Raw genomic sequence first — 14,466 nt, 5'->3', positions numbered from 1 at the left:
CGCCGGCGCGGTCGTCAGGCGCTCAGCAGCCGGCCCGTGGGCAGCCCCCGCTCGGCCGCCTCGACGTCGGACAGCCCGAGCGAGCCGCGCAGCGTGGTCGCCGTCCGCTCCGTGCGGAACAGGCCCGCCTGCTGGAGCGCGGGGACCAGGTGGTCGGTGATCGCGTCGAGGTCGGAGCTGAGCGAGGACGGCCGCAGCAGGAACCCGTCGACGGCGCCGACGGTGGTCCAGTCGGCGATCAGGGTGGCGAGCTCGTCCGGCGTGTCGGCGACGACCAGCCCGTCGCCCATGGCCGCCGTGCCCTCCAGCGCCTCGACGAGCTCCAGCCGGGCCCGGGCGCTGGCCCGCTCCGCCGCGAGCACCACGTAGACCTCGGCGAGCACGCGCAGCTCCTCGGGGTCGCGCCCGGCGGACAGCGCGGCGTCCCGCACGAGCCGGCGCAGCCGCACCGCGTGCGCGGCGTCGGTGACGGTGATCCGCGCGACGTCGGCGGTGCGGCCGGCCAGCGCCGCGCTGGCCTCGGAACGCACTCGCACGACGACCGGCGGGGGCACCTGCGGCAGCGCGTCGCCGCCGCCGGCCGGGCGGCCGCGGACGGCGAACCGGATGCCGTCGTGGTCCACCCGGAACCGGCCCTCGGCGTCGAGCTCGACCGCGCCCGCCCCGCTGCCGGGACGGCCCGTCCACACCTGCGTCACCGACCGGATGCCCAGCTCGACGCGCGTCGCCCAGGCCTCGTCGGGCTCGGGGAGCGTGCCCTGCCGCACGGCCTGCCAGCCGGCCCGGCCGCTGCTCGCGCGGTCGATGCTGCTCAGCGCGACGGCGGCGTGGGCCGCCTCGACGTGCACCGTGTCGACGGCAGCGACCAGCCCGATCCCCGCGGTGACCCGGGCGGCCCGGGCCGCGGCGACGGCCGTGTCCAGCCGTCCGGTGACCTGGCTGCGGCCGGGGTGGAGCAGAAAGCCCTCGTCGAGGCTGACGAAGTCGAGCAGTCCACGGTCGGCGGTCCGCATGAGGTGCAGGAACCGCTCGCCGTCGAACGGGCGCGGCGCGACCGGGCCGCGGGCCCGGTGGGCGCCCGGGCGGGCGCCGGCGGAGGTGAGGTCCACGCCGAGCACGACGGGACGGGTGGAGAGGGCGGTCGAGGAGAGGGACGTGGGCTGCGACGGGTACGGCACGGCGGTGCTCCGTTCGGGCTGCGGCGGCGCGACGGCGCCCGGAGGACCCGGCCGCCGCGCGCAGGTGCACGACGGCGTCCAGGGGTCACCCGGGAGCGTGGCTGCCGGAGGGCAGGAGTGAGGCGTCCGGTCAGGGACGTGAGGGCCGGTTACGGCCGGGGCTCGGCGTGCGACGCCGAGAGGAGTTCCGGGCGGCGGACCGGTGGCTGGCTGCGGCCGGTCGGCGCGTCGGGGCTGTCGCGGTCAGGCTGTCGCGATCAGCCTGTCGCCGTCAGCGACAGGAACAGTGACAACACATCTCCTCGCGCGGGGCAGCACCAGCCCGCGCGGAGACGTTCCGGGACGGCAGGGACACGTGGACGGCGGGGGCAGCGCTCCGGGTCATCGTCGTTCTCCTCACCTGCTCGCCCATCGGCGAGCGACGCGTGTTGTCATCCGCCGGCGGCGGTGGACCTGGTCCTCACCCGGGGCACCCACCCGCGCGGGGGGTTGCCGTCCGACCAGCCGGGGCTTCGCGTCGGAACTCATGACCTGTCGAGGCTTTCTACATCTCTCCGATCGGATAAGTGCGGTTGGTCTCGATGTCACAGAAGATACGAATGGAACCCATAGAAGTCAATGATCCTTGCCCAGATCTCACATCCCGGGACCACGGTCTCGCCAAGGCCCTGAGGGCGCAGCCGGGAACCGCCGTCCCGGACGCTGCGCGACCGGCACGAGGGAGGTGCCGTTCGCAGCGCCGGCGCCTGGACGTGCGGGTCAGCCCAGGAGGAGCTCGATCTGGGCGAGGGCACCGGGTCCGGCCAGCTCCAGGCGGAGGTCCGCGAGCGGCACGGGCTCGTCGAGCACGAAGGGGCGGAGCTGGCTCGGCCAGCGCCACTCCTCGCCGGACCGCTCGTCGAGCACCCGCCCGTCGGCCCCGACCAGACGCCAGGCCGACGGCGGTCCGGACGCCGCCTCGACGGTCGACGGCTCGGCCGACGGGCCCGAGACCAGCGTGTAGGCGCGCAGCACGGCCCCCGCCGGGACGTCGGCGGCGGGCGCCCAGTCGAGCGTGCCGTCCACCACGGCCGACGTCGTCAGGTCGCCGTCGGTCAGGTGCGGCAGCGAGCCCTCGGCACCGCGCCAGGCGCCGTCGGCGCGCCGCCACGGCCGGTCGGAAGCCAACCCGGCACCGACCTCAGCAGCACGAGCACCAGCCTCGTCGCCGTCCGCCGGCACGCCCCACCGGGTCGGGGTCTCGGACAGCGCGAACCGCAGGGTCGCTCCCCCGACGAGGTCACCGTTGTCGATCGACGGCGTCGTGACCGCCCGGGCCGCGGCCGCGTCGACACCAGCCGCGCCGTCACCACCAGTCACGTCCAGCCCCGCCACGTACTGCCGCCCGGCCGCTCCCGGTGCCTCGATCACGAGGTCGCCGTCAGGCCGGTGCACCACCGCCCGCTCGAACAGCGGTGACGTGACCGCCCACCGCGGCGAGCCGATCTCCAGCGGGTACAGCCCGAGCGCGGCCAGCACGTACCAGGCCGACATCTCGCCGTTGTCCTCGTCGCCGTGGTAGCCCTGCCCGATGTCGTTGCCGGTCCACAGGCGCGTCAGGATCTCGCGCACGACCTCCTGGGTGCGGTCCGGCCGCCCGGCGACCGACCATGTCCAGGCGATGTGGTGCGACACCTGGTTCGACTGCCCGAGCTGGCCCAGGCGCACGTCACGCGCCTCGAACATCTCGTGGATCGCGGACCCGTAGCTCCCCGGCTTGTCCGCCCGCTCCGGCGCGGCGAAGAACCGCTCCAGCAGCCGCTCCAGGCCGGCACGGCCGCCGTGCAGGGCGGCCAGCCCCGCGCCGTCGTGCACGGGGTGGAACAGGAAGTTCCAGGCGTCGGACTCGGTGTAGTCGCCGCCCCACGCGTCCGGGTCGAACGGGGCCGGGTCGAGCTCGCCGTCCCGGGCGCGCCCCCGGAAGAACCCCGTGGCGGCGTCGAAGAGGTGCACGTAGCCGAGCGCGCTCTGCCGCAGGTAGGCGGCCTCGTCGCGCAGGGCACGGCGGCGTCCCTCCGGGGTCCCGGGCGCGTCCGCGAGCGCCTGCGCCATCCGCGCCAGCCCGGCGTCGTTGATGTAGCCCTCCAGGCTCCACGACACCGACTCCTCGACGTCGCGCGGCACCCAGCCGTGGGTGAGCGCGAACTCCTGGCCCTTGCGCCCCACGCCGGACCGGGTGGGCAGCGCCGTGGCGTTGCGCAGCCCGGCGTCGTAGGTGGCCAGCGGATCGGGCAGGTCCACGCCGCGCAGGTACAGGTCGGCGAAGGCGACGTCGGACGACGTGCCCGTCATCAGGTCGGCGTACCCCGGCGACGACCAGCGGGCGACCCAGCCGCCCTCGCGGTACTGCTGCACGAACCCGTCGGCGAGCCGTGCCGCGACCTCCGGGTACAGCAGGGCGTACGCGGGCCAGCAGGTGCGGTAGGTGTCCCAGAACCCGTGGTTCACGAACATCTCGCCGGGCACCACCGGGGCGCCGTCGAGCACGGGCGAGGCGTGCACGGGCGCGCCGTCGGCCCCGACCTCCGTGTACGACGACGGGTACAGGTTGAGCCGGTACAGGTTCGAGTAGAGCGTGACCCGCTGCTCCTCGGCGGCGCCCTCGACGTCGAGCACGCCGAGCCGCTCCTCCCACTGCGCGCGGGCGGCGTCGGCGACCTCGTCGAAGGTGCCGGACACCTCGCGCTCCAGCGCGAGCCAGGCCAGCTCCTCGCTGATGTACGACGTCGCCACGCGCACCTCGACCGTGCGGCCCGCGTCGGCCCCGGCCGCGTCCGCCCCGGCGTCCAGCGCCACCGTCGCGTACGTGGCGTGGTCCCGTCCGCGGGCGCGGCCCGTGCGCAGGACCGGCCGGGAGATCCGGCCCACGACGTACATGCGGCTGCGGCCCACCGACAGCGGGCTGCCGTGGTCGCTCCAGCCGGTGAGCGTGCCGTCGTCGTGCACGGTCACGGACACGGGCGCGCCGTCCGCGCCGGAATCGCCCACGGCGTCGATCAGCAGGTGGCCCGTCGTGGCGCCGTCCGGGAACGTGAGACGGAGCACGCCGCCGTGGTCGGACGCCGCGACGGCCACGCGCGCGCCGCCGTCCAGGCCGACGTCGTACCGGTGCGGGCGGGCGGTCTCGTCGTCGTGCGAGAAACCGATCGAGCGGGCGTCGAGTCCGGCGTCCGGCACGTCGTCGCCGGGTCCCGCGGGCACGAGGTGGAACGCGAGCTGGTCGCGGTCCCCCATCCACGGGCTCGGCTCGTGCGAGATGCCCACGCCCTGCAGGCGCGGCCGGTTGTCCGGGCCGTTGTGCGCGGCCCAGGAGTACAGCCAGCGCTCGGAGGCGGCGTCGGTCAGCGGGACCCACATCGTGAAGCCGTTCGGCACCGCGGCGGCGGGCACGTTGTTGCCCCGCGAGTAGGCACCCGAGGAGTGGGTGCCGCGCCGCGTGTCCACGAGGTCCGTGCGGCCGGTGACCGTACGCGGGGCGCGTCGCCCCACCGACACCGTGTCGAACCACGCCTCGGTGCGCCCGCCGTCGGGCGCGGCGGTCACGGCGGCGGCCGCGCGCACGCGGCGGCCCGGGAGCGCCTGAGCCACGGGGCCCAGGTCCACGCGGACCAGGTTCCAGTGGTCGGGCACCAGGATCCGGGCCTCCCCCTGCCCGACGGCGGTCGCGGGCATCCCGTGCTGGTCCAGCAGGTCCCGCCCGGGGTCGGTGGCGGAGAGCCACGTGCCGTCGTCGAGCTGCAGGTCGAGCGCCACGTAGGTGGAGCGGTAGGTCAGCTTCTCGTCGAGCACGGGCAGCACGGCGTAGCGCAGCTCGGTGCCGGCCTCGACCGGCACGTCCAGCCCGTCGAGCAGCACGGTGCGGCCCTCGCCGTGGTGCCGCACGCGGGTGGCGTGCTCGCTGGTCAGGCCGGCGCCGGGGCGTCCGGCGGGGACGTGTGCGGGCCCGGTCATGCGCGGACCCATGACAGCGTTGTCGTCGCAGCGGGCGCAGCGACGTCGGAGTCGTAGACGATTGCAGTTGGCCTTTCGTCGCGGGCGAGGAGCGCCCTGGTTGCTGCCGCGGCCTCGTCCTGCGAGAAGTCCGTCGGCACCGTGATGATGGTCAGGTGCGGTCTCACTGGTCGGCGAGCAGCTTGTTGCACTCGGCGACGGCGGCGTCGAGGGCCTCCGCCGACGTCTTGTCTCCCGTGATCGCCGCCGCGAGCTGCTGGTTGATGACCGTGGTCATCGCCTCGCTGATCTCGACCGGCTGCAGCACCCGCGCCGTGGTGAGGTTGCTGAACGCGATCGCCTTGGCGTCGCCCTGCGGCGTGCCGTCGCTCCGCGCGAGGTCCGGGTTCTCCTGCGAGGCCGCCGTGGACGGGAAGACGCCGGGCACCTCGGCCGAGAACGCCTCCTGGTTGACGGCGTTCGTGACGAACCGGGCCAGCGCCACCGCCGTCGGCAGGTTCGTGGACGTGTTCGAGACCGACAGGCCCTGGACGTACAGCGGGGTGGCGCCCATGTACGGCGAGGAGGTGATCTGGCCCTCCAGCGCCGGGTTGGTCTCCAGCACGCTGTTGATGAAGTTGCCGCCGCCGGTCGACCAGGCCACCTTGCCCTCGGCGAAGAGCTGGCTGTTGCCGAGGTAGGCGTCCGTGAGCACGTCGTCGGGCATGAGGCCCTCGGCGTAGGCGTCCCGGTAGACGTCGAGCAGCTCGGCCGCCTCGGGCGAGTTGAACGTGAGCTCGGTGCCGTCGTCGGACAGCACCGGGATGCCCGCCGCCGCGAAGTCGCCCACGCCGGGTTTGCGGCTCATGAGGTACCCGCCGGTCGCGTCGTGCATGATCCGCGCCTGCGCGACGAGCTCGTCGAGGCTGGTCGGCGGCGACCCCGCGTCGAGCCCCGCCTCCTGGAACATCGCGGTGTTCCAGTAGTTCAGGTCCGTGGTCAGGTACCACGGGAAGCCGAACGTGCCCTCGAGCCCCGCGTACCGGTAGGCGGCCAGCGCCCCGGGCACGTAGGTGTCCTCCAGGGTGTCGTCCACGGTCGTGAGGTCGGTGAGCAGGCCCTCGCGGGCCAGCGTGAGCGCGAAGTCGGGCGGCAGGTTCGTGACGTCGGGCAGCTCGCCCGCGGCGGCCTGCGCGAGCACCGTGTCCGAGTAGCCGTCGCCGGGCTGGTCGAGCCACGTCACCTCGGTGCCCGGGTACTCCTGCTCGAAGTCAGCGATGACGCCCTCGACGTACTCGGTGAACCGGGGCTTGAGCGACCAGGTCTGCAGCGTGACCTCGCCGGTCACGTCCTGCGCGCCGCCGTCCGGATCCGTGGCGCCCCCGCCGTCGAGGGTGCAGCCGCCCAGGGCGGCCACGACGGCCAGGGCCGTCCCCGCGGCCCCGATCCTCGTGATGGTCATGGACAGTTCCTTCCGGCAGAGGCTTCGTCGCGTCTGGGATCGATGTCGCCGTTCCCGGTCGGCTCGAGCGGTTTGGCGCGGACCAGTGCATCGTGCCCGAGCGTACGGGTGTCAAGGTGCCCCGGCGGACCGGGCCCGCAGCTCACCCGGGTGAACTGCGGGTCCGGCCACGCGGGCGCTACGCCAGGGCGAAACGCAGCGTGCGCACCTCGAACGGGCTCAGCTCGACCGTCACGGTGCCGTCCGCCGTGACGTCGACCTCGCCGCCGTCGACGTCGTCCTCGAGGAGGCTGACGGTCCGGGCCCCGCTCACCGGCGCCGCCACCGTCACGGCGCCCGACGCGCGGCGGCCGTGCGCCTCGTAGACGCGCACCACGAGGTCGCCCGACCGGTCGTCGGCGAGCTTGACCGCCGACAGCGTCACGCCGCCGGCCACGCCGACCAGCGGCTCGAAGCCGGCCGCCCCGCGCAGCTCACGCGGCCGCGCGCCGAACGTCGCGCCGGCCTCGGTCGCCACGGCGGTGTCCGCGCCGACGACCAGGCCGTACCGGTGCGTCTGCAGGCCCTGGTCGGTCTCCGGGTCGGGGAACCGCGGCGCGCGCAGCAGCGACAGCCGCACGGTCGTCGTCACCTCCGGCACGCCCGGCGCGGGCGCCACGCCCTGCTCGGACACCTCGCGCGTCACGTCGTAGGCGTAGGACGAGTCGTTGACGAGCCCGACGCCGAAGCCCGGCTCCTCGGCCAGCAGCCACTTGTGCATCGACGTCTCGAACTTGGCGGCCTCCCAGCTCGTGTTGGTGTGCGTGACCCGCTTGTGGAAGCCGAACTGGGTCTCGGCCGCCACGTGCTCGGCCCGCACGTCGAGCGGGAAGGCGACCTTGAGGAACTTCTCGGTCTCGTGCCAGTCGGTCCGCAGGTCCACCTCGAGGGTGCGGCTGCCCGGCGCGAGCGTGATCACCTGGTCCAGGCTGGACGCCGAGAACTGCCGGTGCACCGTCACGACGGCCACGCCGTCCTCCACGGTGCCGGTCACCTTCTCGGCCTCGCGCAGGTCGGTCACCGAGTTGCGGTAGAACCGGTCCACGTCCCAGGCGTCCCACTTGTTCGGGAAGTCCTGGTGGAGCTGGAGCACGTTCGCCTCGCGGCCAGGCGCCACCGCCTCGCGGCCGGAGGCCAGGTCGACGGCGGACGTCACGTGGCCGGCGGCGTCCAGCGTGACCCGGACCTGCTCGTTGGCCAGCAAGTACCCACCGTCGGGCAGCTCCTCCAGGGTGCTCGGCGCCGCGGCCGGGGCGGACGCCGGGGCCACACCGAGGGCCGGCACGCCCGCCTGCGCGAACACCGCGGGGTTGGCCCGCAGGGCCACCTCGCCGTCGCCGACCAGGGTCCGCAGGGAGCGCTCGATGATCGCCTGCGCGCCCTCCGTGATCGCCGCGTGCTGCGCCACGGCCTCGCGGTGCACCCAGGCGATGGACGTGCCCGGCAGGATGTCGTGGAACTGGAGCAGCAGCACCTGCTGCCACAGCGAGTCGAGCTCCTCGTAGGGGTAGTCCGCCCCGGTCCGGGCCGACGCCGTGGCCGCCCAGGCCTCGGCCTCGACCAGGAGCTGCTCGTTGCGGCGGTTGCCCTGCTTGGTCCGGTGCTGCGAGGTCAGCGTCGCCCGGTGCAGCTCCAGGTAGAGCTCGCCCACCCAGACAGCGCTGTCATCCGTCCCGGACGCGACCAGCTCCTCGCGGGCGCGCTCGAAGAACGCGTCCGGGTGCTCCCAGCGCACCTTCGCGCTGCCCTCGAGGCTCGCGAGCCGCTTGGCCCGGCCCGTCATCTCGCGGGTGGTGCCGCCGCCGCCGTCGCCGTAGCCGACGGGCGCGATCGAGCCCGTGGCGCGCCGCGACTCGCGGAACTGGCGGGTCGCCTTGGCCAGCTCCTCGCCCGAGAGCTGCGAGTTGTAGGTGTCCATCGGCGGGAAGTGCGTCAGCACGCGCGAGCCGTCGATGCCCTCCCACCAGAACGTGTGGTGCGGGAAGACGTTGACCTGGTTCCAGGAGATCTTCTGCGTGAAGAACCAGTCGAACCCGGCGCGGCGCACGAGCTGCGGCAGGGCCGGCGAGTAACCGAACGAGTCCGGCAGCCACACGCCGTGCGACCGCTGCCCGAACTCCCGCTCGAAGAAGCGCTGCCCCTGCGAGAACTGGCGCACCAGCGCCTCGCCCGACGGCATCACCGTGTCGGACTCGACCCACATGCCGCCCAGCGGCAGGAACCGTCCGGAGGCGACGGCCTCCTTGACCCGGGTCCACACCTCGGGCCGGTGCTCCTTGACCCACGCGTACTGCTGCGCGGACGACATGCCGTACACGAAGTCGTCGGTGCGGCCGATGAGGTCGGCCATGGACGACGTCGTGCGCGCGACCTTGCGGATCGTCTCCCGCACGGGCCACAGCCAGGCCGAGTCGATGTGGGCGTGGCCGACGGCGGAGATCTCGTGGGCGCTGTGCTCGGCCGGGCTGGCCAGCACGTCCGCGAGCGCCGCCCGGGCCGCGGCGGCGGTCTCGGGGATGCGCTGCAGGTCGAGCACGTCGAGGGCGTCGTCGAGGGCCTGGAGCACGCGCATGCGACGCGGGCCGGTGGGCAGCTCGGCCTGCAGCTCGAGCAGCACCTCGACGTCGAGGGCGAGGTCGTGCACCTCGGACTCGAAGATCGCCAGGTCGATGCGCCGGGTCGTGTACAGGGGGTGCGGGGACGAGGTGGCGGTGTCGCCCTCCGTCGTCCGCTCGAAGACGTTGTGCCCCAGCAGCACGGGGTTGGACGCGGCCTCCAGGTAGAGCTCGACCCGCTCGCCGCCGGCCGCGGCGTCGGCCACGGGCACGTGCTGGTTGCGGGGGTTGATCGACTTCACCGGGCTGCCGTCCGGCGTGTAGACCAGCGCCTCGGCCTGGAACCCGGTCCGGTCGACGTCGAAGCCGAGGTCCACCACGGCCTCGACGGTGCGCCCGGCCCACTCGGCGGGCACGGTGCCCGTCAGCCGGAACCAGGTGGTGCCCCAGGCGGGGCCCCACGGGGTGCCCACCTCGTACGGCTGCATCGCGAGGGCCAGACCCTCGGCCGGCGGGATCGGCTCCCCCGGCAGGGCGTGCCACTCGACCTCGAGCGGGACCGACGTCTCGTGGACCGCGGGCCAGATCCGTTCGGTCAGCACCCGGTGCGCGCGCCCGGTGGTCAGTGTGATGTCGTCGTGCATCGAAAGGGCCTCCCCTGTTTCACCGTTGAACGCACGCAGGCTAACCCAGACTCGCGCCGTCGTTCGGAGGACGTTCGGCAGGCGTCGGGAGGGCGCCCGGTGGGCGTCCGCACCCCCGGGGGGATGAAAGGATGGTGCCCATGAGCACGAGCGACGAGACACCCACCGGCATCGAGGCCCCGGTGGGCCCTGACCAGGCCACGCGGGACATCGCGGAGGTCGCCGCGGTCGAGGTCATCACGACGGCCGCCGTCCACCTGATGAGCGCCGCGGCGGTCAAGTGCGGCCTGGCCGAGGGAGACGACGCCGAGGAGCTCAAGGACCTGGACGAGGCGCGCAAGCTGATCACGGCGCTGGCCGCGCTGGTGGTCGCGAGCGCTCCCGACATCGGCAACCAGCACGCCCGCTCGCTGCGCGACGGCCTGCGCAGCCTCCAGCTCGCGTTCCGGGAGGCGTCGGTGATCCCCGACGCGCCGGGCGAGGGGCCGGGCGAGAAGTACACGGGTTCCGTCGTCTGATGACCGAGGCTCCCGTCGTGGCGGCGCCTGAACCGGAGCGGGCGCCCCGGCGCCGTCGGGGTGGTTCTCGTGTGCTCGCCATCGTGCTGGTGGCGACGATCGCCGTCGGCGCCTACCTGTGGCTCACGACCGTCCGCTGGCAGCGCACGGCCACCGAGTGGGAGACCAAGGCGCACGGCTACGCCGACGAGGTCGCCTCGCTGCGGCTGCAGCTCGACGGCGCGAACGCCGAGCTGAAGGCCGCCCGGGACCAGCTCTCGACCGCGACGTCGCGCATCACGGACCTCGCGAACGAGAAGGCGCAGCTCGGTGACGAGAACGTCGCCTCGCAGCAGTACCTCGACTACCAGACGCAGGTCAGCGCAGCCGCCGCCACGGTGGCCTCGGCGCTGGGGCAGTGTGTGTCGGGCCAGGAGCAGCTCGTCGGCTACCTCAAGGAGGCCGACCAGTACGAGCCCGCGGACCTGGCCCGCTACGAGCGGGAGGTCAACGCGCTGTGCGCCGACGCGGAGGACGCCAACGAGGCCCTGCAGCGGGAGCTGCGCCAGTGAGGTGGAGCGCCCGTTCGCGCGCCGTCCTCGCGGGCCTCGTCCTGACCGGGACGCTGGGCGGCTGCGGGGTGCTGCCGCCCCTGCCGGACCCGGTGCCCGGCGACATCGTGCCGTCCACGCCGGTGGACCTGTCCCCCGCGGCCGGCGGCGACGCGCTGAGCCCGGACGGGTTCGACGCCGTCGAGCGGATGGCCGTCCGCATCCGCAACGTGGGCTGCGAGGAGCTGTCGACCGGTTCGGGCTTCGCGATCGACGAGCACACGCTGATCACCAACAAGCACGTGGTCGCGGACTCGAAGGACCTCGAGGTCAGCACCTACGACGGGCACGACATCACCGTCGGGGCCACCTCGACCGCCGGCCTCGCGGACCTCGCGGTGGTCCGCACGACCGACCCGCTGCCGTCGCACCCGGAGCTCGCTCAGGCCGACCCGGAGCGCGGCGACCCCGTCACCGTGGTGGGCTACCCCGCGGGCGGCGAGCTCACCGTCACGGAGGGCGAGGTCATGGGCACCACCCGGGACCCGCTGAACGCCAACCTGGGCGAGGTGCTCCTCACGGACGCCCCCGTCGAGCCCGGGTCGTCCGGGTCGGCCGCGCTGGACGACCAGGGCCGGGTGATCGGCGTCGTCTACGCCAAGACGGCGGACGACAACAGCCTGCTGGTGCCGCTGTCGACGCTCCAGGACATGCTGGCCGACGACACGGCGTTCACGCCGGCCAAGGGCTGCTGAGCGGAGGGCTCAGCGGGCCGCGCCGATGCGGAGCTCCAGGGAGTCCACGCGCGCGGAGATCACCTCGGACGCCGCCAGGCGGGCGTTGACCTGTCCCAGCACCGCGTCCAGCCCGGCCCGGTCCAGGCCCGGGTCCAGGGCGAGCACCACCGCGACCTCGGCCTTGCGGCCGGGCTCGGCGTGCACCCGCACCACGTGCTGCACGGGGGCAGCGGCGACCACCACCTCGGCCGCGACCTCGGGGTCGACGGCGAGCCCGTCCTCGTGCGGCACCAGGGCCGGCCGCCAGGGCTGCCCCTGTGCCAGCGCCCACACGGCCGGGCGCGGGACCAGCGCCGTCGCGGGCCCGGCGGGGTCCACGACGACCAGCGCCCAGTTCTCGTTCACCGCCGACAGGGCGGCGCGGGTCGCCTCGACCGGGACCGGCCGGGCGTCGGCACGCCACGCCTGCATGGTCGCCACGGAGGTGAACACCGGCAGGGCCCGGCGGCCGTCCGGGGCCTCCAGGGCGACGACGCCGGAGGACGCCTCCTTGTCGACGGTCAGCCCGTCCGGGTTCTGCTCGACGGCGCCGGCCTCGGCCAGCACCGGCACGAGCACGCGGGTCTCGGCCAGCCGGGCGACGACGTCGCGCAGCGGGACCGTCCCGGTCGAGTGGCCCTCCAGCAGGCGGGTCAGCTCGGCGTCGGCCGAGCCGTCGTCGCCCGCGAACTGGCTGGACGGCTGGATGGACTTCACTCGGCGGCTCCCGGCCGCCCGGCGACGTCGAGCGCCTCGGGGAGCGTGAAGGCGCCCGCGTACAGGGCCTTGCCGACCACGGCGCCCTCGATGGTGCCCAGGGCGCGCAGCGCCCGCAGGTCGTCGAGCGAGGAGATGCCGCCCGAGGCGACGACGTGCGCGGAGGTGCGCGCGGCGACGTCGGACAGCAGGTCGACGTTGGGGCCGCGCAGCGTGCCGTCCTTGGTCACGTCGGTGACCACGTAGCGCGCGCAGCCGGCCTCGTCGAGGCGGCCGAGGACCTCCCAGAGGTCGCCGCCCTCCTTGGTCCAGCCGCGCGCGGCGAGCGTGGTGCCCCGCACGTCGAGGCCGACGGCGACGCGGTCGCCGTGCTCGGCGATGACCTTGGCCGTCCAGGCCGGGTCCTCCAGGGCGGCGGTGCCGAGGTTGACGCGGCGGGCGCCGGTGGCCAGGGCGCGCTCCAGCGACTCGTCGTCGCGGATGCCGCCCGACAGCTCGACCTGCACGTCCAGCTCACCGACCACGCGCGCGAGCAGCTCGGCGTTGGACCCACGCCCGAAGGCCGCGTCGAGGTCCACGAGGTGCACCCACTCGGCGCCGCCGGACTGCCAGTCCAGGGCGGCGGTCAGCGGGTCCCCGTACGAGGTCTCCGAGCCGGCCTCCCCCTGGACGAGGCGGACGGCCTGGCCGTCGGCCACGTCGACGGCGGGCAGCAGCACGAGTCGGTCGGTCATGTCTCTCCAAGTCTGAGTTTCTGTCTGCGTCGAGTGCTGGACATTCGCCCTTCCGGGACGCCCTAGAGGGCGAAGATCCAGCACTCAACGGTCAAGCGAGGGTGGTGAGCCAGTTCTCCAGGAGCTGGGCTCCCGCGTCGCCGGACTTCTCGGGGTGGAACTGGGTCGCCGCGAGCGGGCCGTCCTCGACCGCCGCGACGAACCGGCCGCCGTGGTCCGCCCAGGTGACCTTCGGCGGCGAGAAGACGCCCACCGCGTTCTCGTCGTGACCCTTGGTGAACGTCTGGGCGGCGTACGAGTGCACGAAGTAGAAGCGCTCGTCGGCGATCCCGGCGAAGAGGGCCGAGCCCCCCGGCGCCTCGACCGGCGACCAGCCCATGTGGGGCACCACGTCGGCGTGCAGCCGCTCGACGACGCCGGGCCACTCGCCGATGCCGTCGGTGCGCTCGCCGTGCTCCACCCCGGCGTCGAACATGACCTGCATGCCCACGCAGATGCCCAGGACGGGGCGGTTGCCGGCCAGCCGCCGGCCCACGACCTCGTGGCCGCGCACCGCCGTGAGGCCGGCCATGCACGCGGCGAACGCGCCGACGCCGGGCACGACCAGGCCGTCCGCGTCCTGCGCGAGGGCCCGGTCGGCGGTGAGCGTCACGTCGGCGCCCACCCGCTCCAGGGCCCGGACGGCGGACCGGACGTTGCCGAAGCCGTAGTCGAGGACGACGACGCGCGCGCCCACGGTCAGACCCCGTCCTTGCTGTCCGGGCCTGTCTCGCCCTTGCCCATGCTCTTGCGGGCCTTGCGCGCGGCGGAGGTCAGCATCCGCATCGCCTTGAACTTGCTGATCGAGTCCGAGCCGACCACGCCGTCGACGTCGGCCACCGCCGTGGCGCCGGTCAGCAGGTCGACGACGTTCTCGGGCGCGCCGCCCAGCACGAGGCCCGGCGCGAGCTCGTCGCCGCGGACGCCGTCGGCGAACCGCACGGCCGTCATCTGCTCGCCGGTGCGCGTGACCAGGACGAGCGGGACGCCCCGCACGAGCTGGGAGATCGCCGCGGCGGCCCGCTCGGGCGCGTCGCCCGACCGGTCGCGCAGGACGCCGACCGCGCCGACCGGGGTCGGCACCGCGTCCAGGTCGAGCTGGGCCAGGGAGCTGGCCGCCGCCAGCGGCTCGGCGCCGGCGATCTGGGTGATGATCGCGGCGAACTCGGGCTCGCCGGTGCCGGTCAGGGAGGACAGGTCGTCGGGGATCTCGAGGTTCTCGAGGTCGAAGTCGGGCAGGTCGTCGCCGGCCGGCGTGGTGCTGTCGGACCCGTCGTTCGCGGGCCTGGGGCTGTCGGACATGGC

At 74.4% G+C, this 14,466-nt stretch carries 11 protein-coding genes and 1 riboswitch; of the genes, 3 read left to right on the top strand and 8 right to left on the bottom strand.

Annotation, left to right across the window (positions count from 1 at the left end):
- Positions 1-14 precede the first annotated feature (14 nt).
- From QRN56_RS04625 to QRN56_RS04610, 4 genes are all read right to left on the bottom strand, one after another.
- A complete protein-coding gene (locus QRN56_RS04625; protein WP_285101559.1) occupies positions 15-1,178 on the bottom strand; it encodes an LLM class flavin-dependent oxidoreductase in 1,164 nt (387 codons plus the stop codon).
- Positions 1,179-1,598: 420 nt separating this feature from the next.
- A riboswitch (SAM riboswitch) is annotated at positions 1,599-1,710 on the bottom strand.
- Between the two features lie 227 nt (positions 1,711-1,937).
- Positions 1,938-5,168: a GH92 family glycosyl hydrolase gene (locus tag QRN56_RS04620; protein WP_285101557.1), complete on the bottom strand. Its 3,231-nt coding sequence runs from the start codon at positions 5,166-5,168 to the stop codon at positions 1,938-1,940.
- Positions 5,169-5,331: 163 nt separating this feature from the next.
- Positions 5,332-6,609 (bottom strand): ABC transporter substrate-binding protein, encoded by a 1,278-nt coding sequence (locus tag QRN56_RS04615; protein ID WP_285101555.1) that lies wholly within the window; start codon positions 6,607-6,609, stop codon positions 5,332-5,334.
- A gap of 178 nt (positions 6,610-6,787) precedes the next feature.
- Positions 6,788-9,847, bottom strand: coding sequence for an alpha-mannosidase (locus QRN56_RS04610; RefSeq protein ID WP_285101553.1), 3,060 nt, complete (start codon positions 9,845-9,847; stop codon positions 6,788-6,790).
- Between the two features lie 140 nt (positions 9,848-9,987).
- Here QRN56_RS04610 and QRN56_RS04605 point away from each other — a divergent pair, with 140 nt between their 5' ends.
- From QRN56_RS04605 to QRN56_RS04595, 3 genes are read left to right on the top strand one after another with little or no spacing between them, the layout of a single operon-like run.
- Entirely contained in the window at positions 9,988-10,365 is a 378-nt protein-coding gene (locus tag QRN56_RS04605; RefSeq protein WP_285101551.1) for a DUF1844 domain-containing protein, read from the top strand.
- The gene (locus QRN56_RS04600; RefSeq protein WP_285101549.1) at positions 10,365-10,916 is read left to right on the top strand and encodes a hypothetical protein; all 552 of its coding nucleotides are present in this window, start codon (positions 10,365-10,367) and stop codon (positions 10,914-10,916) included. The genes QRN56_RS04605 and QRN56_RS04600 overlap by 1 nt, the downstream gene beginning before the upstream one ends.
- On the top strand, positions 10,913-11,650 hold the full coding sequence (locus QRN56_RS04595; protein WP_285101547.1) for a S1 family peptidase: 738 nt from the start codon (positions 10,913-10,915) through the stop codon (positions 11,648-11,650). The genes QRN56_RS04600 and QRN56_RS04595 overlap by 4 nt, the downstream gene beginning before the upstream one ends.
- A gap of 9 nt (positions 11,651-11,659) precedes the next feature.
- On the opposite strand, the gene QRN56_RS04590 is transcribed toward QRN56_RS04595, so the two are convergent.
- From QRN56_RS04590 to QRN56_RS04575, 4 genes are all read right to left on the bottom strand, one after another.
- Entirely contained in the window at positions 11,660-12,388 is a 729-nt protein-coding gene (locus tag QRN56_RS04590; protein WP_285101545.1) for an SseB family protein, read from the bottom strand.
- Entirely contained in the window at positions 12,385-13,122 is a 738-nt protein-coding gene (priA, locus tag QRN56_RS04585; protein WP_285101543.1) for a bifunctional 1-(5-phosphoribosyl)-5-((5-phosphoribosylamino)methylideneamino)imidazole-4-carboxamide isomerase/phosphoribosylanthranilate isomerase PriA, read from the bottom strand. Before priA ends, QRN56_RS04590 begins: the two co-directional genes overlap by 4 nt.
- A gap of 91 nt (positions 13,123-13,213) precedes the next feature.
- The gene (hisH, locus tag QRN56_RS04580) at positions 13,214-13,858 is read right to left on the bottom strand and encodes an imidazole glycerol phosphate synthase subunit HisH (protein WP_285101541.1); all 645 of its coding nucleotides are present in this window, start codon (positions 13,856-13,858) and stop codon (positions 13,214-13,216) included.
- Between the two features lie 2 nt (positions 13,859-13,860).
- Positions 13,861-14,463: a hypothetical protein gene (locus QRN56_RS04575; protein ID WP_285101539.1), complete on the bottom strand. Its 603-nt coding sequence runs from the start codon at positions 14,461-14,463 to the stop codon at positions 13,861-13,863.
- Positions 14,464-14,466 lie beyond the last annotated feature (3 nt).

The sequence above is a fragment of the Promicromonospora sp. MEB111 genome (assembly GCF_030209445.1).
In the GTDB taxonomy this organism is placed as follows: Bacteria; Actinomycetota; Actinomycetes; order Actinomycetales; family Cellulomonadaceae; genus Promicromonospora.
This window is presented reverse-complemented; position numbering and strand designations above follow the sequence as displayed.

Bases quoted from the DNA above. Each gene is read 5' to 3' on its own strand.
- QRN56_RS04620 (WP_285101557.1), bottom strand. From the start codon at position 5,168: ATGACCGGGCCCGCACACGTCCCCGCCGGACGCCCCGGCGCCGGCCTG.
- QRN56_RS04615 (WP_285101555.1), bottom strand. From the start codon at position 6,609: ATGACCATCACGAGGATCGGGGCCGCGGGGACGGCCCTGGCCGTCGTG.
- QRN56_RS04610 (WP_285101553.1), bottom strand. From the start codon at position 9,847: ATGCACGACGACATCACACTGACCACCGGGCGCGCGCACCGGGTGCTG.
- QRN56_RS04605 (WP_285101551.1), top strand. From the start codon at position 9,988: ATGAGCACGAGCGACGAGACACCCACCGGCATCGAGGCCCCGGTGGGC.
- QRN56_RS04600 (WP_285101549.1), top strand. From the start codon at position 10,365: ATGACCGAGGCTCCCGTCGTGGCGGCGCCTGAACCGGAGCGGGCGCCC.
- priA (WP_285101543.1), bottom strand. From the start codon at position 13,122: ATGACCGACCGACTCGTGCTGCTGCCCGCCGTCGACGTGGCCGACGGC.
- QRN56_RS04575 (WP_285101539.1), bottom strand. From the start codon at position 14,463: ATGTCCGACAGCCCCAGGCCCGCGAACGACGGGTCCGACAGCACCACG.